Raw genomic sequence first — 18,613 nt, forward strand, 5'->3', positions numbered from 1 at the left:
ATGAGCAAACGTGTATTAATTGTTACAGGAGATGCTGTAGAAGCACTAGAGGTTTTTTATCCGTATTATCGTTGTTTAGAAGAAGGATTTGAAGTAACAATTGCTTCACCTTCCGTAAAAAAATTGCAGACTGTAAGTCATGATTTTGTGGAAGGTATGGAAACTTATGTGGAGAAGCCGGCATACGGATTAGATTCCCATGCTTCATTTGCCGAAATAGACCCGACACAGTATGATGGATTAATCATACCAGGAGGACGTGCGCCTGAGTATATTCGCATGGATGAGAATCTGCCAAGGATTGTGCGTCACTTTTTTGAAGCAAACAAACCGGTTGGTGCCATCTGTCATGCCGCTCAAGTGCTTTCTGTTGTAGCGGATCTCATGAAAGACAGAGAATATACGGCATATATTGCATGCAAGCCGGATGTTGTTGCCTGTGGGGCCACGTATATCGAAAAAACGCTGCATACGCATGGGAACTTAGTATCGGGACATGCATGGCCTGATTTGCCAGGCTTTATGCGCGAGTTTATTAAGTTGCTGCGCTAATGAGCAATATATAGGAGGCTGCTGATGAAGCGGCCTCCTATTTTTCCATAAGAAGGGACGATGGGGAAGCGTTGAAGTACGATTCATTAGAACATTTTTTAGGGACGATACCGCTGTTTGCTTCGTTAAGTGAACAGGAGAGGGAAGCTATTGCAGGTGTCATGTCTTATAAGAAAGTAAAGAAGCGGGCGATCTTATTTTATGAAGATGATCCATGTACAGCGATCTACCTGCTAGAGCAGGGAGTAGTTAAGGTGTACAAAACGACAGAAGACGGCCGTGAACAGATCGTAAATGTACTGCATGAAGGTGACTTGTTTCCGCATGTAGGCATGTTCGGAGGGAGTCCATATCCGGCTACAGCGGAAGCAATGGAAGAGTGTTCGCTATACTCTATTAATGTCCAAGAACTTACGACTATGCTTACGGGAAATACTGCGCTGTGCTTGCGGCTGCTTCAAATTCTTGAAGGTAAGATTCGGGATTTGCAGCGGCGTCTGACCGATGTGCTGAGCAAGGATATGAAGGAAAAAATTATGAATACGCTTACTTCTTTGGCCTCCTCCAGAGGAGAAGCGGATCATGATGGCTATTTGCTGCGGATGGAACTTACACACCAGGATATAGCAGATATGGTAGGGACTACAAGAGAGACTGCAAGTCGAATTGTCAGTCAACTGAAGCGTGAAGGCAGGGTAGAATTCGATTCTCATCATATTTGGATTCAGCGGCCATAGTGATACAAAGGCGTAAGAGGAATATAGAAAGGGGCGGTTCATGATGGAGAAAGAGAAGAAAAAAGTAAAAGTAAGACAAATATTACTTCCCGCAGGTTTTCTGTTTTGGAGTCTTATCTATACATTACTTGTACTTTATGAACAGCCCACAACACCATCACATGACATTGAGAGTAATCAGGCAGGTATTGTTGTAAAAATGTCTTCTAACCCGCAAGTATCTCCATAACTCCAGATGAGATGAAATTCGTTTGCATAGCCTGTCTGCTTACTGAATATATTCAGTGCTAGAAGGTGGTGGACAGGGCGCATGGATGCTTCATTCTGGATTGGATTTGTCCATATTATTATTATTGATATTGTTTTAAGCGGAGATAATGCTGTAGTCATCGGAATGGCAAGCCGCAACCTTCCGTATGAGCAGCGGAGAAGAGCAGTACTGTATGGTACGGCAGGTGCAGTAGGCTTGCGGATTCTGCTAACGGCAATGGCTACATGGGTATTATTGATTCCTTACTTGAAAGCGATAGGTGGGGCTGTCCTTGCATGGATTGCTTTGAAGCTGCTTATTGGTGAAGGGGAGGATGCATCGGATATAAAAGCAGGTCAAACACTGTTTGCTGCGGTGCAGACGATTATTATCGCGGATTTTGTGATGAGCTTAGACAATGTGCTAGCGGTCGGCGGCGCTGCACAGGGAGATTTTGTGCTGCTTTTGTTCGGTCTTGGTCTTAGCATACCGTTGTTGATGATTGGCAGCAATGCAGTGGCGGCACTCATGGATCGATTGCCTGCGCTTGTCTATATTGGTGCCTGTATTCTCAGTTATACCGCAGGAACGATGATTATATCTGAAGAAAGCATACAGCAGCGTATAGCTCCGGTATCTTATTATGTTGATTGGGTATTTCCCCTCTTACTAACAATAGTAGTTCTTGTTATAGGTCTTTGGTGGCGTAAGCGGTTATATCATTCGATTTTATAGAGTTGCTTCTGCTTCCAACATTTTCTTTGCGTTTATCTGTATGTAACCTTCGAGGTGGTGACATTCTATAGATACACCACTCAAGGAGGTGAAATCACATGGCACAAAGCAACAACAGCAGAAATAACCTGGTTGTTCCAGGCGCACAACAAGCTCTGGACCAAATGAAGTATGAAATCGCTTCTGAATTCGGCGTACAGCTGGGAGCGGATACGACTTCTCGTCAAAACGGTTCTGTTGGTGGCGAAATCACTAAGCGTCTTGTTCAAATGGCTGAACAACAACTTGGCGGTCGTCGCGCATAGTAAATCTGCATACCTGAATGATAAGGGTCGGCGATACTTCGTCGGCCCTTTCTCTGCATAGATATGACAAATTTTCGAACGGATTATTTTAATTCAGGATTAATTAAAAATAAAGCAGGAAAATAACAAAAAAGATAGAATAATTAGTTTATCGTAAACGTTTTCACTTATTTTATAAGAAAATGTTTATTTGTTTTTGTAAAAAGTAAATGGATGAAAGATAGGGGAGATGGAGAATGACCGAATTACAGTTGCACGCACCTGAGTACTACAACATGGTAAATGACATTGAACGTCACGCAAAGGACCCAAATAAGCTTGCGCTGCTATGGGAGAATGAAGCAGGAGAAACCAAGCGTTTCACATACGCTCAACTTAGCAAGGCTTCGAATCAATTAGCCAATGGTTTGCGTGAGCTGGGGATTGAGAAGGGCGATAAAATCATGATTATCCTGCCGCGTATTGAGCAGGCATACATTAGCTATATGGCCGCATTGAAGATCGGAGCAATTATCCTGCCTGGATCTGAGATGTTGATGCCAAAAGATATTTTATACCGCGCTACGCATGCCGGGATTAAAGCCGTTATTTCTTTCCACGATCTGCTTGATCGTATCGATGAGGTTCGCCCGGATTGCCGCACAATGGAAACATTTATCGTATATGGAGGCGAGAAGGAAGGCTGGCTTTCATTCGATAAAGTGATGGAAGGGCAGAGCGATGAGTTTGAAGTGGAGAATACTCGTGCTGATGATGTTGCGTTCTTAAATTATACATCAGGAACAACAGGCAATCCAAAGGGTGTTATTCATACGCATAGCTGGGCATACGCGCATCAGGCAGTAGCTGCCAAGCTGTGGTTGAATGTCCGGGATGGCGACATCGTATGGGCTACAGCAGGACCGGGTTGGGCTAAGTGGAATTGGAGTCCATTTATCTCGGTGCTCGGCTCCGGTGCGATAGGTCTGGTGTATCTTGGAAAATTCGATCCGAAGAAGTATTTAAGTCTTCTTGACAAGTATGAAGTGAATGTTCTGTGCTGCACACCGACAGAATATCGCATCATAGCCAAAGAAGAAGGGCTTGAGCAATATAAATTAGAGCATCTCCGCAGTACGGTAAGCGCAGGAGAGCCGCTGAACCGTGAAGTAATTGATACATTTAAGAACTATTTCGGTGTAACGGTTCGTGATGGCTATGGTCAAACAGAAAATACACTGTTGATCGGTACGCTTGAAGGCATGGAAGTAAAACCAGGCTCAATGGGTAAGCCAACACCTGGCAATCGCATTGCGATCATTGATGAGGAAGGAAACCCAGTAGAGCGTGGACAGGTAGGGGATATTGCGGTACACCGCAGCGTGCCGGCTCTCTTTAAAGGCTATCTTAACGATCCGGAACGCACAGCTGCCGCGTTTCGTGGAGATTGGTATCTGACTGGAGATCAGGCAAAAGAAGATGAGGACGGGTACTATTTCTTCGAAGGCCGCTCCGATGATATTATCATCAGCTCCGGATATACGATTGGACCGTTCGAAGTAGAGGATGCATTGGTTAAGCATGCCGCAGTAAAAGAGTGTGCGGTTGTTGCAAGCCCCGATCCAGTGCGCGGCAGCATCGTAAAAGCATTTGTCATTCTTCGTGACACAAATGCGGCTTCAGATGAGTTAGTGAAAGAGCTTCAAGAACATGTGAAGAACGTTACCGCGCCGTATAAATACCCGCGTGAGATTGAATTCGTAGCGGATCTGCCGAAAACTACATCGGGAAAAATTCGCCGTGTAGAACTGCGCCAGGCTGAAAAAGCGCGTAAGACTACGCAAGCCCAATAAATAAAACTATGTCAGCTATAGCAAAGCCCTCAGACCTCATCTGAGGGCTTTGTGCTGTATAGACCATGAATATATTTATTGATAAAGAATAAAATAATATAGATCATGCAATTTCTGATTTTTAGACAAAGAATAGGCCTTGTTTTACAGTTTTTCTTCCGCACTATAAAGCGAACAAGCGCTCATTCAGTAAAAAAGATCTGTTGACGAGAAAATTAAAAAGTGCAGTATAGACATTTTTCTGAATTTCTTTAAAAATAGTAAATGATAGATAAATATATACAAATAGGAGTAAGGAGGATGTGTCATGGTAGATAAAAGATGCTCACTACAGGAAGCAGTGCAAATGATTCAAGATAATGACATGATTACATTCAGCGGTTTTGTAATTTGGCGCCGTCCGATGGCAGCCATATATGAAATGCTGCGTCAGGAGAAGAAAGGATTGCACCTGGTCGAGGTCAATTCAGGTACGCATGCCGAACTATTAATAGGTGCTGGCGCGGTATCTATTTGGGAATCGTGCTGGATCGGCCATGAGCTATACGGGAAGGTACCGTATTGTTTAGATCGAAAAGTGAAAGAGCGCTCAGTCATTGTAGAAGACTACAGCCATCAGCATATGCTATATCGAATGACGGCCGGAGCGATAGGGGTTCCGTATATGCCGACGTGGGCATCGCGTGGTACCGATATTCTCAATCCAGAATATGATATGTTGGAGAAAGCTGGCTTGCGTACTGGCGCAAATGAACGCATTCCGGCAAAGAAATTCGATTTCGCAGCAGATCCTTTTTATAACGAGGGAGAGATTATTCACGTGCCTGCTGTCCGTCCGCGCGTATGTATTGTACATGCCCAACAAGTAGGAGAGGAAGGTACCATCCGTATTACCGGTCAAACATACTCGGATGAGCAGGCGATTAAGGCTTCTGAAATCGTTATTGTGCTTGCTGAAGAGATTGTACCGGAGTCGTATTTGCGTGAAGAACCGGAACGCAATCTCATTCCTGGCTATTTAGTGGATGCGATCGTTGAACTGCCATGGGGAGCACACCCTACCGGAGCATACGGTTGCTATGACGTAGATGGTTCGTTTATCCGCGAATTTTCTTCGGCGTCGAAGACGGATGAAGGATTTACGGTATGGGCTGATGAGTGGGTATATGGTGTGAAAGACCATGAGGAGTATTTGAATAAAGTAGGGGTATCTCGCCTAGAGAAGCTGCGGGCGAATTCATACCATAAATATAGTACAAAAGTAAAACGGGGGGTGCGGTAAGATGAAGGAGAAGCAATACGCAAAACCCGGTGAATACTCAGTAGTTGATATGCTGGCTGTGGCATCTGCGCGTGAGGTTAGAGATGAAGAGGTTGTATTCGCAGGAACAGGCCTTCCGATGCTTGCAATTATGCTGGCACAGCAGGTAAGCGCTCCAAACTCTAAGCTGATTTATGAAGCTGGCACTATTGATTCTAAGGGCGATTCTCTTCCTTCTTCTGTGGGAGATCCGCGCTGTGTTACACAAGCATCCGTGGCGTCCGGTTTGTTTGATGTATTTAGTCAACTGCAACGGGGCAAAGTCGATCTTGCTTATTTAGGCGGGGCGGAAATTGATAAATATGGTAACGTAAATACGACGATTGTCGGGGATTATCTTACACCGTCCATGCGTTTTCCAGGCAGTGGAGGAAATCCTGATATTAATTCTCTTGCTAAACGAACTGTATTTATTATGGTACAGGAGAAGCGGCGATTTAAGGAGCGTGTAGATTATATTACATCTCCTGGCTGGATGGTTAAAAAGTGGCCGGAAGGAGAGTTGATTCACCGTCGTGAAGCATATGGCAAAAAATTTCTTGGAGGACCAAGCGCTGTCATTACCAATATGGCGGTTTTGCGTTTTGATGAGGAAACAGGCTTAATGTATGTAGATACGCTTCATCCGGGCGTGACGCGTGAACAATTGCAGGAACATACAGGATTCCCGCTTGATTTTTCAAAATGCAGAGGTGAGACCGAGCCTCCTACATATGAAGAACTTCGCATTCTTCATGAAGTGGTAGATCCTGAAGGGATTTTTCTTGAGCCGAGGAAATAAGTGAGCGATCAAAAAAAGGAGCCGGGCTATATTTTCGGCTCCTTTTGGCATGCTGTGAACGTAAAAGCTCTAGAAGGAAAAGCGGGATTGTTCTTTTCCATTCACACGAACAATGATGGTGCTTACATTGCTTTCTTCTACAGTGATGGTACGAGTCTGCTTAAATCCAGCGGTGGAGGAACTGCTGTCAAGTTTAACTTGATCCACATCAATCTTCATCTGCTGTCCAGAACGGGTAATAACAATAATCTGTCCATTATAACCGGCTCCAGGGAGGCTATAAGTAAAAGTAATATATAGCTTTCCCCCTTTATAATATGCGTTCTGAATAGTAGCCAGCTTAGCTCCTGAGCGTACACCGATATCATCGTATGGAACTAATTGTCCGAAGCGATAGATCACAGAAGCCGCTTCTCCACGGGTAAGGGTAGCGCGGGGGTCGAATTCTCCATTGTCGCGTCCGCTGATCAGATTGATTTTGTCTGCAATTACGACATCATCACGATAGCCAGAGGCGATCTCTTTCGCATCTTTGAACGGAATGTTATTGACATTGATAAGGGAGGAGAGATCCTGCTTATACAGGTAGCGGTATGCATTCGTAAGATAGTGAGCCATTTCCTGTCGGGTCAGCTTGCGTTCCCCATTAAAGGTTCCCCGATCGTCTACAACTCCTGCTTTGCGCAGACGAACCAATTCATCCGCATAGTAATCAGACCGTTTCGCATCTGAGAAATACTTTGTTACCTCCTGTGCTGTCCCGCGCGTCGTTAAGTCGCTTTTAAAAATACCGGCCAGCATGACGACAAATTGTCCCTTTGTCAGCGTCTGATCGGGGGCGAACTTTCCGTCATCGACACCTTTGATGATCCCCTGGCGTGCCAGGGAAAGAATTTGTGTTTCTGCCCAATGGCCCTCTATATCGGTAAAAGACGCGGCCGCAGCAGATTGTTCACCGATCAACAAGCTGCCAGCAACCAATGGGCCAATCGCCAGCGCCATCCAAGTTTTTTTCACGTTTGCCACATCTCCTATATGTAAAAAGTAATCGTCTCCATTGTTTTGACTCATTTTTTGTGGAAAAGTTGCTTATGATTTCCGTATGTCAAGCAGAGGTTCCGCTCATACTACGTGTGGGAAGGTGGAGCGGATATGAACGGCTGGCTGATTACTTTTGGCAGTATCGTATTGATTATATTAATCGTCTGGTTTACGTCAGTGCGTATCGAGATTGTCTATAAGCGAATCGCGGAAAATGATCGAATCGAAGTGGAATTATCCATCTATAAAAGATTGATAAAATATCGTTTTACAGTAAATATGCTGCAGCTTGAAAGTTTATCCAAAGGGGTCAAGGTTACAGAGAGAGCGAAGGTTGGAGAAGGAGATAAGACAAAAAAGAAGAAAAAAACGTGGATTACACCGCGTGTTATTGCGCACTTTCAACGAAATTTTGCGCGTCTTCTGCATAATGTACATGACTTAAACCATATCTTGATCCAGACGATGAAGCATGTTCAAGGGGAGAAGCTGGAATGGAGGACAAGCATCGGGCTTGGGGAAGCATCAGCAACCGGAGCGATTGTTGGAGCAGTCTGGGCAATAAAGAGCGCATTGGTTGCTGTGCTTGCACATTATATTTCTCTGCATGTTCGGCCGTATTTGTATGTATTTCCCGAATTTCAGCGCGAGACTTTCAATGTCCATCTGCTTTGCATACTCCGCTTCCGGATCGGACATGCTATCATTGCAGTCATTCGAATTGCAGTGCACTATTTCTGGAAAGGGCGTGAACGTATATGGGAGAACATCCGATTCAAGGCTTGATGCAGACAGCCATGGAAAATATTAAGGACATGGTAGATGTAAATACAATTATTGGAGATCCTGTAGAAACACCGGACGGCAGTGTTATCATTCCTGTCTCAAAAGTCGGCTTTGGTTTTGCAGCAGGTGGAAGTGAATTTGAGACATATCAGGAAACCGGCCGCCGTCAGGACCGACAGGATGGGGATCAGGCCCGCCAGCATGTTAATGGGGGGGCGAAGGGTGATTTGCCATTTGGTGGCGGAAGCGGCGGCGGTGTATCCATTACTCCGATCGCATTCCTTATTGTAGGAAAGCATGGCGTTCGCTCCATTTCATTGCAAGGACAGTCTCATCTTTATGAAAGAATGATGGATTTAGCTCCGGCTGTAGTCGAGAAGATTCAAAGCATGATTCGTGGAGGAGATAAGGAGAGAGATCGGAAAACGAATTGTGCAGAGAAAAGTGAGAGGGAAGAAAAAATTATTGATGAGCTGCACTAATAAAAAAAGAGCACGCCAGGTGCTCTTTTTTTGTATAAAAGCTGATTAACTTTTACTGATGACAAGTAGCAAATCGTTCGTCTCAATTGTGTCGCCAGCTTTGGCATGCACTTCCTTAACGATACCGCTAAACGGAGCTTGCATAGTCGTCTCCATTTTCATCGCTTCCGTTACGATGACATGCTCGCCCTTTTTCACTTTATCACCAGGTTCTACCATAACCTTCAGAACCTTTCCAGGCATAGAAGCGCCGATATGACCCGGGTCTGAAGAATCGGCCTTTGGACGCTGTACCGTCGTAACCTTAGCAGATGCATCGCGGATGCTAATCTCACGCGGCTGACCGTTCAGCTCATAATAAATGGTACGCATGCCATCAGGTGTCGGCTCACCAATGGAGACAAGTTTGACGATGAGTGTCTTTCCTTTCTCGATATTAACCGCGATTTCTTCACCAAGACGTAGACCATAGAAGAAAGTTGGCGTGTCTAAAACCGACACATCTCCGAATTCCTTCTGCCGCTCCTGCATATTCAAGAAGACTTGCGGATACATCACATAGGACATAATATCGTATTCAGTGACATCCCGCTCAAGCTTATCCTCAAGCAGCGCCCGGATCTCTTCAAAATCAGCAGATGGCAAAAGTTCGCCCGGCCGTGTTGTGAAGTAATCACGCCCTTTAAGAATGATGCGCTGCAGCTCCTCAGGGAAACCTCCGTGCGGTTGGCCAAGATACCCTTGGAAGAATGTAATGACCGATTCAGGGAAGTCGATGGATTCTCCCCGCTCATACACGTCTTTCTCCGTAAGGTTGTTCTGCACCATAAACAGTGCCATATCTCCGACTACCTTAGAAGACGGCGTTACTTTTACAATATCTCCGAACATGTGATTTACCGTCGTGTACATCTCTTTTACTTCATCCCAGCGTTCCCCGAGTCCTACGGCTTTGGCTTGCTGCTCCAGGTTGGTATATTGACCGCCAGGCATTTCATGCTTGTACACCTCGGCATTGCTTGCTTTCATGCCGGTTTCAAAGCCGGCATAGAATGTGCGAATGTCTTCCCAGTAATTGGATAATTTTTGGTAATTATCATGATCAAGTCCTGTTGCACGCTTATCATATTCAAGTCCATACACAAGCGCGTTGAGGCTTGGCTGTGATGTGAGCCCTGACATGGAACTGAGCGCAGCATCTACAATATCGACGCCAGCTTCTGCCGCTTTCAGCAGCATGGCACCGGCATTGCCGCTCGTATCATGCGTATGCAGATGAATCGGAATGCCGACCTCCTGCTTGAGTGCTTTGATAAGCTCGTAAGCGGCATACGGCTTCAGAAGCCCAGCCATGTCTTTGATGGCCAGCATGTGTGCGCCTGCTTTTTCCAGTTCCTTGGCCAGATTGACATAATAGCCCAGATTGTATTTATCCCGCTTCGAATCCATAATATCGCCTGTATAACAAATCGTTCCTTCCGCAATCTTGCCTGCTTCTCGGACGCTTTCAATCGCAAGGCGCATACCATCCACCCAGTTTAGGCTGTCGAAAATACGGAAGACATCAATGCCTGCTTGTGCGGATGTTTCGATAAACTTCTTAATCACATTATCTGGATAATTTGTATATCCAACCGCATTAGCCCCCCGGAACAGCATCTGGAAAAGCAGGTTCGGGATTTTCTCGCGTAGTTGACGTAGACGGTCCCACGGGTCTTCATTAAGGAAGCGCATGCTCGTATCGAACGTAGCGCCACCCCACATCTCTAGAGAGAAGAGATTAGGCGCGAGTACAGATGTTGCTTCGGCAATCTGTAGTAGATCGTGTGTGCGCATACGTGTTGCAAATAGCGATTGATGTGCATCACGGAATGTCGTATCTGTCACAAGCAATTGTTTTTGCTGCTGTACCCATTTCACAACGCCTTCTGGTCCGTGCTCATCTAAGATTTGCTTTGTACCGGCTGGTATGTCCTTTTTAGATGGAAGCTCCGGGATGCGTGGTTCGATAAAAGCCGGTTTTTTGTCGGATTTGACCAGACCCGGATGGCCATTGATAATGGTTTGTCCGATATAGCTGAGCAGTTTTGTCCCACGGTCTTTTCGAACTGGAAACACAAACAGCTCCGGCTTCGTATCAATAAATGATGTGTTATAATTACCACTTAGGAAATCGGGATGCTGCATTACATTTTCAAGGAACGGAATGTTGGTTTTGACACCGCGAATTCGGAATTCCTTCAACGTGCGCAGCATTTTACTGGCTGCCCGCTCAAATGTCAAAGCATGCGTGGATACTTTAACAAGCAATGAGTCATAATGTGGTGTAATTACGGCACCATGCGCACCGATGCCTGCATCTAGGCGAACGCCAAAGCCGCTGGCCGAACGGTAAGCAAGCAGACGACCTGTATCCGGTGCAAATCCCTTCTCAGGATCTTCTGTGGTAACGCGTGATTGAATCGCGAATCCGCGCATCTGTATACTAGACTGAGATGGGATGCCAATCTCAACATCTTCAAGCGCATAGCCTTCCGCAATGCGAATTTGTGATTGTACAATATCAATACCGGTAACCATCTCGGTGATGGTATGCTCAACTTGAATTCGCGGATTCACTTCGATAAAATAATAGCTTCCATCAGGTGCTACCAAGAACTCAACCGTACCGGCATTAATATAGTCGGTTGCTCTTGTTAGGCGCAGTGCAGCGTTGCAAATCTCTTCGCGCTGCCGCTCAGTCAGTGAGAGGCTAGGAGCTACCTCGACGACTTTTTGGTGACGGCGCTGAATCGAGCAATCGCGCTCGAATAAATGCACCGCATGACCGTGCTGGTCTGCAAGCACCTGTACTTCAATATGTTTTGGGTTTTCAAGGAATTTTTCGAGATAGACAGCGGAGTTACCGAAAGCTGATTTTGCTTCAGAGCGTGCGCGATCAAGCGCATCCGTAAGCTCACTTTGTTTGCGAACGATACGCATGCCGCGTCCGCCACCACCAGATGCGGCTTTGATGATAATGGGATATCCGTTTTCTTTGACAAAGCGCAGCGCTTCCTCTAAAGTACGGACAGGTTCCGGCGTTCCAGGGATCACTGGAATATCGGCTTCGACTGCCATTTGACGGGCAATCACTTTATCGCCAAATTTAGCAATGTGTTCGGACTTAGGCCCGATGAACACAATGCCTTCTTCTTCGCAGCGCTTGGCGAACTGTTCGTTTTCCGACAGAAAGCCGTATCCAGGATGAATGGCATCGATATCATGGCGTTTCGCTACACGGATAATGTTTTCAACGTCTAGGTAGGCTTCGATCGGGCCTTTTCCTTCGCCGATCAGATACGCTTCATCGGCTTTGAAACGATGGAGAGCAACATTGTCTTGCTCGGAATATACAGCGACGGTGCGGATGCCAAGCTCTGAGCAGGCACGGAAAATACGGATGGCAATCTCACCACGGTTTGCCACCAGAATTTTCTTGAACTTTTGAATCTGGGCCATTCACATCTCCCTCTCCTACTGAATTTTTTCTCTCAAATTTAATACCATTATATACATTTGAGAACTATCATTTATCATAACACATGAATGAATATTCAGAACCAAGAAAAGCGGCTAAAGTATGGATTTTAGTTGGAAAGAAGGAATGGGAAATACATATGGAAGTAACACAGATAAGGGGAATGCAAAATGAATGAAAAACAGGAACAAAGAAATCAGGTCATCCGATTTATTGTGCCTGATCATATTAAAGAGACTGATGAGAAGAATGTACGCAGCTTTCTGCGCGAAGAGCATGGTATCTCCCGCAGCCTTTTAGTGGAATTAAAGCATGTAAAAGGAATTCGTCTAAACGGAAGTGTGACGTATCTTGATCATCCGCTGCTGCCGGGTGATTGTATTGAGCTGCACCTACCGGAAGAAGAATCGGAGAATATTATTGCAGAACCGATTTCGTTTGACATTGTATTTGAAGATGAGGATGTACTGGTTGTAAACAAAGCAGCGGGACTGTGTGTGCATCCGACCATGCTGCATCCAAGCGGAACGCTGGCAAATGGGGTGATTTATCATTGGAATAGGCAGGGGATTTCTCGTAAATTTCGGCCGGTCAACCGGCTTGATAAAGATACATCGGGCTTAGTGCTTATCGCGAAAAGTCAGTATGCTCACCAACAGTTGGCTGTAGTGCAGCAGGAAAATCGAATCGAGCGGCACTATGAAGCCTTTGTTCACGGACATATTGCGGGGGAGGGCGATACGATTGATGCCCCGATTCGTCGCAAATCAGATTCGTTAATGGAGAGGGTTGTCGGGGAAGGCGGACAGTGGGCGCGTACTCATTACACCGTACTGGCCCGATACGGAGCGTATACGCATGTACGTGTGAAACTTGATACAGGGAGAACACATCAGATTCGCGTGCATATGAGCTATATTGGCCATCCGCTGCTTGGTGATGATCTATATGGAGGGGAGCGGTCGCTGATTGGCAGACAAGCCTTACATGCGCGAACCCTCTCTTTTCCGCATCCGCGAGATAAATCCATCCACTCATTCGAAGCGCCACTACCGGGGGATATGAGTGCACTGCTTGGTGATGCTACGTAGATGTTGTAGATAATTCGTGAACATTATAGTCTCTCTATTTACCACTATCCGGGAACGAAGTAACATGGGCGATAGGGGGGAGCGACGTGAAGACATTACTGAGGATGAGTCCGTTTTTGCTTGTGATTGCTGGACTTGCGGCGTATTGTTATTCCATTTCGATTGAAGCGCTGCAGGGGAATAACGAGAGTCTTAAGACACGTTTCATTTTTTTAGAGGCGATCATTCCATTTGTTGCGGCAGGAGCAGCACTGCAATTTGAGAAAGCAAAAAGAAACCGGTTTGTATTTGGGATGTTTGGATTTTTTGCGGGTTTTCTTATTGCGCTTGATGTATTTGTACTCGCAATGATTCAGGGAATAAGTAATTAATAACGAAAAAAAGTTATTATTTGATTTGTTAATCAATTAATAACTTTTTTTATTGCTTTGCTGTGAGGACGCGTTAAAGTAGAAAATTCAAGCAATTCTCTCTACTTATTTCTAAAAAATCGAATATTTCCGTTAATTTTTTGCTTTAAAGTAAAAGAGAACATGCTATAATAAACCTACTGAGCAAATGGAATCTTTTAAATAAAACAAAAGTTATAGCGGGGGGAATGAATGTGGTGAAAAAGAAGCGGTGGCTTGGAATGCTGCTTACAGCAATGATGGTATTGCTCGCTGCTTGTGGCGGTCAGTCGACAGACAAGCAGGCCGGAGGCGCGGAGAAGCCGGGAGCAGGAGCAGGCGCGGAGAAAACATTTAAAATAGGTATTTCGCAGTTCGTAGAACATCCGGCCTTGGATGCAGCCCGTGAAGGCTTCATTAAAGCTCTTAAGGAAAACGGATTGGAAGAAGGCAAGAATATCGAAATTGATTTCCAAATTGCACAGGCTGATCAGACAAATACAACAACGATTGCACAGAAGTTTGCTTCTGATAAGAAGGACTTAATTCTAGCTATTGCAACGCCGAATGCGCAGGCGATGCTGCAAAACGTAAAGGATGCCCCGATTCTATTCACTGCGGTATCGGACCCTGTGGAAGCCAAGCTGGTAGACAACCTGGAGAAGCCAGGCAAGAATATTACCGGTTTCTCTGATACACCGCCAGATGTTATTCCTAATACAATGAAGGCAATAAAAGATTTCTTCCCGCAGGCTAAAAAAGTGGGCGTAATTTATAATAGCGGCGAAGCGAATTCCGTAGCAAACGTAAAAGTGGTAAAAAGTGAATTAGGCAAGCTCCAGCTTACTCCAGTGGATGCGACTGCCACGAATACAAGCGAAGTCAAGCAAGCAGCAGAATCGCTTGTAGGCAAAGTGGATGCAATTTATGTACCGCAGGATAATACGGCGGTTGCCGCACTAAAAACAATCGTTGCCACAGCAAATAAAAATAAAATTCCATTATTCGTAGGAGAGCTTGAGTCAGTGCGAGGCGGTGGCTTTGCAGGAATGGGATTTGAATACTCCGATATTGGCTACGAGACGGGCCTTATGGCTGTGAAAATCTTAAAAGACGGAGCGAATCCAGGAGATATGGCTGTTGGTTATCCGAATAAATTGAATCTTGCTATCAACAAAAAAGCGGCGAAAGAGCAAGGAATTGATATTGAAAAGCTTCCAAAGGAAGCGATGGATAAATGGAAGCCGCAAATGATCGAATAGTCCCCCAATAAAGCATCAATAGAGGAGCATACGAAAGGAGGACGCTATGAGCGTAGCGTTATTAGGTTCCATTGAATCAGGTTTAATTTTCGCAATTATGGCGCTTGGCGTATACTTAACATTTCGGATTTTAGATTTTCCCGATTTGACAGTAGATGGAAGCTTCGCCACGGGAGGCGCGATTAGCGCCACGATGATTACAGCAGGAATTGCGCCGTTTGTATCTACAGTGTCAGCACTGCTAACTGGCTTACTTGTAGGTGCTATGACGGGCATTCTGCATACCAAAGGAAAGATTAACGCCCTGTTATCGGGGATTTTGTCCATGATTGCCTTGTATTCCATCAATCTTCGGATTATGGGTAAGGCCAATGTTCCGCTGTTAGGGGAAGATACTCTTTTTACCCAAATTCAAGGTGTGCTCTCTGCACTCGGAGATTACGGCCTGTTACTGGCAGTAGCCGTCATCGCCCTTGTTATCAAGTTTATTAATGACTGGTTTCTTCATACGGAAGTGGGTCTTGCGCTGCGTGCAACAGGTAACAATCAGCGTATGATTCGAAGCTTCTCCACCAATACGGACAATACAATTATTCTTGGGCTCAGCATATCAAATGGTATGGTTGCATTATCCGGAGCATTATATGCTCAATACCAAGGGTTTGCTGACGTATCGATGGGGATCGGGATGATTATTATCGGTCTTGCTTCGGTAATTATTGGGGAAGCAATCTTTGGAGATCGCACGATTGTACGCGCAACATTTGCCGTAATTGGTGGTGCCATTATTTATCGTATGGTTGTTGCGCTGGCTATGCAGGTTGGACTTGATCCGTCCGATATGAAACTGATGACAGCATTGATTGTTATTATTGCACTCGTCATGCCGCGTGTCTCATCTAGCTACAAGGAGCGGAAGCGGCGTAATGCACGAATGAAAAAACGTGAGCAAAGTCCCGTGGTGCTTGATCGGAACGAGGTGAAGAAACATGCTTAAGCTAGATGACATTTATGTAGTGTTCAATGAAGGCACGGTAGATGAAAAGATTGCATTAAACCATGTGAATCTTCAGCTAAATCCCGGTGATTTCGTCACCATTATCGGAAGTAACGGTGCAGGTAAATCCACGCTAATGAATATTATTTCAGGCGTATTAAAACCTGATTACGGCAGCGTCGAGATCGATGGGGTAAAGGTTAACAACCTTCCGGAATATAAGCGTGCGCCCATGATCGGCCGGGTGTTTCAGGATCCGATGGCTGGTACCGCACCAGCCATGACAATTGAAGAGAATCTCGCGCTTGCCTATGCCAGAGATAAGCGCAGAACACTCGGACGAGGCGTAAATGCCAAGCGTCGTGAGGAATTCCGTACGTATCTTGAAACGCTTCATCTTGGACTTGAGAATCGATTGAATGCAAAGGTTGGTCTTCTGTCCGGCGGTGAACGACAGGCATTGAGTCTTTTGATGGCGACTTTTACAAAGCCAAAAGTTCTTCTGCTTGATGAACATACGGCAGCTCTTGACCCGGCACGCGCACAGCGGATTACAGAGCTGACAGAAGAAATTGTTGGAAGACAGCAGCTTACAACCTTAATGGTTACGCACAATATGCAACAGGCACTTGATTTGGGTAACCGTCTGATTATGATGGATAAAGGGGCTATTATTCTTGATGTGCCAACAGAAGAGAAGAAGGGCCTGACCATTGAACGACTTCTGGCTGAATTCCAGCGTCTGCGTGGAGAGAAGTTTGCAAGCGACCGCGCAGTCCTCGCATAATGATGAACAGAAAAATCCCCGGGGAAATGCCCTCGGGGATTTTTAGCTACTTGATTTCTTTTTCTAAGCGAATTTCGATACGTCGACTTTCCCGTTTTTTACGGTATAGCTGAAGCGCATAAAATACTAGCACATAGCAGGCAATGGCTACGACGGTACCATTGGTAGCGCTGCCAACAAAAAATGCGATCCCTTTTTCTTTGACAAATTCCCATAAAGCCATAATATTCATATGATCCATGTGTCCGCTTGTCTCCGATATGGCCTTGTGGCCGACAAGCAGATTTCCTACACTTAGATTGAGGACAAAAAACAGTGGAAGTACAAACTTCCCCATAATAAATCCGATAATCGAGGCGGGGAAGTTGCCACGGATCAGTGCATTTAGCGGATATAGAAGCAAAAATGCGGAGCCGAGCGTAGGTAAGGTAATAAATTCAATAAAAATCCCGAGAGAAAAGCTGCGTGCCACGATAGAGGGAGCACCTTGAGCGCGCAGCAATTTTACATACTGATACTTCATTTTTCGAAAAAGTTTTTTCCACATAAGTGTTCCTCGTTTCCGATGCAAGTTGCCTGTCCGCGTAGTATGTGCTATTTATTATAAACGAAAAACATAATGAATGTTCCTATGCCTTTTGTTTTTATAGTATCATTATTTGTGTAAGTATAGAATACACTGCTAATGAAAAAGGAGGCGCAAGGGATGTCTGATATCTTTACCCCATTTGTACAAAAAAATGTAACGCTGCGCAACCGGATTGTGATGTCACCTATGTGTATGTACACAGCAGAAGATGATGGAAAAGCTACTGACTGGCACTATGTGCACTACGGCACTCGTGCAGTCGGTGGTGTTGGACTGGTAATGTTAGAAGCGACGGCTGTCGAGGCCCGCGGAAGAATCAGCCACCGTGACTTAGGGATTTGGAGTGACGAGCACATCGATCCGCTGCGTCGTATCGTTTCCTTTGTTAAAGATCAAGGCGCAGCCGCAGCGATTCAACTTGCACATGCTGGACGTAAAGCACAGCTTGAGAACACGACGATTGTAGCACCGAGCTCAATCGCTTTCGATGAGAAGTCGATCGTTCCGCATGAGATGACAGAGGCAGATATTGAAGAAGTACTCGAAGCGTTTCGTCAAGGAGCTCGTCGGGCGCGTGAAGCAGGCTTTGACATTGTAGAGATTCATGGGGCGCATGGCTACTTAATTAACGAATTTTTATCACCGCTCGCAAATAAGCGTACCGATCAATATGGCGGGGATATTCAGGGAAGAATGAGATTTCTTGCCCTTGTAATTGAGGCGGTAAAACAGGAGTGGCCCAAGGAGAATCCATTGTATCTTCGTCTCTCCTGCGTTGATCATGCAGAAGGGGGATTAACGATTGAGGACAGCGTGCAAATCGCGAAGATGGCCAAGGAAGCAGGTGTGGATCTGATTGACTGCTCATCTGGTGCTATTCTGCCAATCGCTCCGAAAAAGATGTTTCCTGGGTATCAAGTAACGTATGCGGAAACAATTCGCCGGGATGCAGGGATTGCTACAGGAAGCGTGGGTCTAATTGAAGACCATACGCTAGCAAACGAAATTATTGGAAATGAACGGGCCGATCTTGTCTTTCTTGGGCGTGTGCTGCTGCGCAATCCATATTGGTTGCTGCAGGCTGCTAAGCTGCGTGGACGTGAGTACAGTGGGGCACGCCAGTACGAACGTGGATTCAAGTAATACACAATATAAA

Annotated in this window: 19 protein-coding genes; 16 read left to right on the forward strand and 3 right to left on the reverse strand. The window is 45.5% G+C overall.

The genetic code is table 11. The features are described from left to right. From AB3351_RS06790 to AB3351_RS06825, 8 genes are all read left to right on the forward strand, one after another. Complete coding sequence (locus AB3351_RS06790) at window positions 1-552, forward strand: DJ-1/PfpI family protein (protein WP_371146378.1); 552 nt, start codon at window positions 1-3, stop codon at window positions 550-552. A gap of 71 nt (window positions 553-623) precedes the next feature. Beyond that, window positions 624-1,289, forward strand: coding sequence for a Crp/Fnr family transcriptional regulator (locus AB3351_RS06795; protein ID WP_371146379.1), 666 nt, complete (start codon window positions 624-626; stop codon window positions 1,287-1,289). Window positions 1,290-1,329: 40 nt separating this feature from the next. Next, window positions 1,330-1,518 carry a hypothetical protein gene (locus AB3351_RS06800; protein ID WP_371146380.1) on the forward strand — a complete coding sequence of 63 codons (189 nt, stop codon included), beginning with the start codon at window positions 1,330-1,332 and terminating at the stop codon, window positions 1,516-1,518. A gap of 81 nt (window positions 1,519-1,599) precedes the next feature. Then, entirely contained in the window at window positions 1,600-2,274 is a 675-nt protein-coding gene (locus AB3351_RS06805; RefSeq protein WP_371146381.1) for a TerC family protein, read from the forward strand. A gap of 98 nt (window positions 2,275-2,372) precedes the next feature. Next, window positions 2,373-2,579, forward strand: a complete 207-nt coding sequence (locus tag AB3351_RS06810) for a small, acid-soluble spore protein, alpha/beta type (protein ID WP_371146382.1) — start codon at window positions 2,373-2,375, stop codon at window positions 2,577-2,579. Window positions 2,580-2,815: 236 nt separating this feature from the next. Continuing rightward, window positions 2,816-4,411, forward strand: coding sequence for an acyl-CoA synthetase MbcS (mbcS, locus tag AB3351_RS06815; protein ID WP_371146383.1), 1,596 nt, complete (start codon window positions 2,816-2,818; stop codon window positions 4,409-4,411). Between the two features lie 307 nt (window positions 4,412-4,718). Beyond that, window positions 4,719-5,693 (forward strand): CoA transferase subunit A, encoded by a 975-nt coding sequence (locus AB3351_RS06820; protein ID WP_371146384.1) that lies wholly within the window; start codon window positions 4,719-4,721, stop codon window positions 5,691-5,693. Between the two features lies 1 nt (window position 5,694). Further along, complete coding sequence (locus AB3351_RS06825) at window positions 5,695-6,513, forward strand: CoA-transferase subunit beta (RefSeq protein ID WP_371146385.1); 819 nt, start codon at window positions 5,695-5,697, stop codon at window positions 6,511-6,513. A gap of 69 nt (window positions 6,514-6,582) precedes the next feature. On the opposite strand, the gene AB3351_RS06830 is transcribed toward AB3351_RS06825, so the two are convergent. Then, a complete protein-coding gene (locus AB3351_RS06830) occupies window positions 6,583-7,530 on the reverse strand; it encodes an S-layer homology domain-containing protein (RefSeq protein ID WP_371146386.1) in 948 nt (315 codons plus the stop codon). A gap of 135 nt (window positions 7,531-7,665) precedes the next feature. Here AB3351_RS06830 and AB3351_RS06835 point away from each other — a divergent pair, with 135 nt between their 5' ends. Together AB3351_RS06835 and ytfJ are read left to right on the forward strand one after the other, a co-directional pair. Then, window positions 7,666-8,340 carry a DUF2953 domain-containing protein gene (locus AB3351_RS06835; RefSeq protein ID WP_371146387.1) on the forward strand — a complete coding sequence of 225 codons (675 nt, stop codon included), beginning with the start codon at window positions 7,666-7,668 and terminating at the stop codon, window positions 8,338-8,340. Further along, the gene (gene ytfJ / locus AB3351_RS06840; RefSeq protein ID WP_371146388.1) at window positions 8,313-8,822 is read left to right on the forward strand and encodes a GerW family sporulation protein; all 510 of its coding nucleotides are present in this window, start codon (window positions 8,313-8,315) and stop codon (window positions 8,820-8,822) included. Before AB3351_RS06835 ends, ytfJ begins: the two co-directional genes overlap by 28 nt. Window positions 8,823-8,867: 45 nt before the next feature. Here the strand turns inward: ytfJ and pyc are convergent, their stop codons facing one another. After that, a complete protein-coding gene (gene pyc / locus AB3351_RS06845) occupies window positions 8,868-12,323 on the reverse strand; it encodes a pyruvate carboxylase (RefSeq protein ID WP_371146389.1) in 3,456 nt (1,151 codons plus the stop codon). 189 nt (window positions 12,324-12,512) lie between these two features. On the opposite strand from pyc, the gene AB3351_RS06850 reads away from it, so the two are divergent. The 5 genes from AB3351_RS06850 to AB3351_RS06870 all read left to right on the forward strand — a co-directional run bounded on the left by AB3351_RS06850 (window position 12,513) and on the right by AB3351_RS06870 (window position 16,868). Next, the gene (locus AB3351_RS06850; RefSeq protein ID WP_371146390.1) at window positions 12,513-13,433 is read left to right on the forward strand and encodes an RluA family pseudouridine synthase; all 921 of its coding nucleotides are present in this window, start codon (window positions 12,513-12,515) and stop codon (window positions 13,431-13,433) included. An 86-nt stretch (window positions 13,434-13,519) separates the two neighbouring features. Continuing rightward, complete coding sequence (locus AB3351_RS06855; RefSeq protein ID WP_371146391.1) at window positions 13,520-13,804, forward strand: hypothetical protein; 285 nt, start codon at window positions 13,520-13,522, stop codon at window positions 13,802-13,804. Window positions 13,805-14,031: 227 nt separating this feature from the next. Continuing rightward, the gene (locus AB3351_RS06860; RefSeq protein WP_371146392.1) at window positions 14,032-15,084 is read left to right on the forward strand and encodes an ABC transporter substrate-binding protein; all 1,053 of its coding nucleotides are present in this window, start codon (window positions 14,032-14,034) and stop codon (window positions 15,082-15,084) included. 46 nt (window positions 15,085-15,130) lie between these two features. Then, window positions 15,131-16,081: an ABC transporter permease gene (locus tag AB3351_RS06865; RefSeq protein WP_371146393.1), complete on the forward strand. Its 951-nt coding sequence runs from the start codon at window positions 15,131-15,133 to the stop codon at window positions 16,079-16,081. Then, a complete protein-coding gene (locus tag AB3351_RS06870; protein ID WP_371146394.1) occupies window positions 16,074-16,868 on the forward strand; it encodes an ABC transporter ATP-binding protein in 795 nt (264 codons plus the stop codon). Before AB3351_RS06865 ends, AB3351_RS06870 begins: the two co-directional genes overlap by 8 nt. Before the next feature lie 46 nt (window positions 16,869-16,914). On the opposite strand, the gene AB3351_RS06875 is transcribed toward AB3351_RS06870, so the two are convergent. Further along, window positions 16,915-17,415, reverse strand: coding sequence for a DUF2062 domain-containing protein (locus tag AB3351_RS06875; RefSeq protein WP_371146395.1), 501 nt, complete (start codon window positions 17,413-17,415; stop codon window positions 16,915-16,917). Between the two features lie 159 nt (window positions 17,416-17,574). Here AB3351_RS06875 and namA point away from each other — a divergent pair, with 159 nt between their 5' ends. Next, window positions 17,575-18,600: an NADPH dehydrogenase NamA gene (gene namA, locus AB3351_RS06880; protein WP_371146396.1), complete on the forward strand. Its 1,026-nt coding sequence runs from the start codon at window positions 17,575-17,577 to the stop codon at window positions 18,598-18,600. Window positions 18,601-18,613 lie beyond the last annotated feature (13 nt).

Origin of the sequence: Aneurinibacillus sp. REN35 (genome assembly GCF_041379945.2) — a bacterium.
Lineage (GTDB): Bacteria > Bacillota > Bacilli > Aneurinibacillales > Aneurinibacillaceae > Aneurinibacillus.

Bases quoted from the DNA above. Each gene is read 5' to 3' on its own strand.
- AB3351_RS06850 (WP_371146390.1), top strand. From the start codon at position 12,513: ATGAATGAAAAACAGGAACAAAGAAATCAGGTCATCCGATTTATTGTG.
- AB3351_RS06870 (WP_371146394.1), top strand. From the start codon at position 16,074: ATGCTTAAGCTAGATGACATTTATGTAGTGTTCAATGAAGGCACGGTA.
- mbcS (WP_371146383.1), top strand. From the start codon at position 2,816: ATGACCGAATTACAGTTGCACGCACCTGAGTACTACAACATGGTAAAT.
- AB3351_RS06865 (WP_371146393.1), top strand. From the start codon at position 15,131: ATGAGCGTAGCGTTATTAGGTTCCATTGAATCAGGTTTAATTTTCGCA.
- AB3351_RS06790 (WP_371146378.1), top strand. From the start codon at position 1: ATGAGCAAACGTGTATTAATTGTTACAGGAGATGCTGTAGAAGCACTA.
- ytfJ (WP_371146388.1), top strand. From the start codon at position 8,313: ATGGGAGAACATCCGATTCAAGGCTTGATGCAGACAGCCATGGAAAAT.
- namA (WP_371146396.1), top strand. From the start codon at position 17,575: ATGTCTGATATCTTTACCCCATTTGTACAAAAAAATGTAACGCTGCGC.
- AB3351_RS06835 (WP_371146387.1), top strand. From the start codon at position 7,666: ATGAACGGCTGGCTGATTACTTTTGGCAGTATCGTATTGATTATATTA.
- AB3351_RS06810 (WP_371146382.1), top strand. From the start codon at position 2,373: ATGGCACAAAGCAACAACAGCAGAAATAACCTGGTTGTTCCAGGCGCA.
- AB3351_RS06800 (WP_371146380.1), top strand. From the start codon at position 1,330: ATGATGGAGAAAGAGAAGAAAAAAGTAAAAGTAAGACAAATATTACTT.
- AB3351_RS06825 (WP_371146385.1), top strand. From the start codon at position 5,695: ATGAAGGAGAAGCAATACGCAAAACCCGGTGAATACTCAGTAGTTGAT.
- pyc (WP_371146389.1), bottom strand. From the start codon at position 12,323: ATGGCCCAGATTCAAAAGTTCAAGAAAATTCTGGTGGCAAACCGTGGT.
- AB3351_RS06860 (WP_371146392.1), top strand. From the start codon at position 14,032: ATGAATGTGGTGAAAAAGAAGCGGTGGCTTGGAATGCTGCTTACAGCA.
- AB3351_RS06875 (WP_371146395.1), bottom strand. From the start codon at position 17,415: ATGTGGAAAAAACTTTTTCGAAAAATGAAGTATCAGTATGTAAAATTG.
- AB3351_RS06820 (WP_371146384.1), top strand. From the start codon at position 4,719: ATGGTAGATAAAAGATGCTCACTACAGGAAGCAGTGCAAATGATTCAA.
- AB3351_RS06805 (WP_371146381.1), top strand. From the start codon at position 1,600: ATGGATGCTTCATTCTGGATTGGATTTGTCCATATTATTATTATTGAT.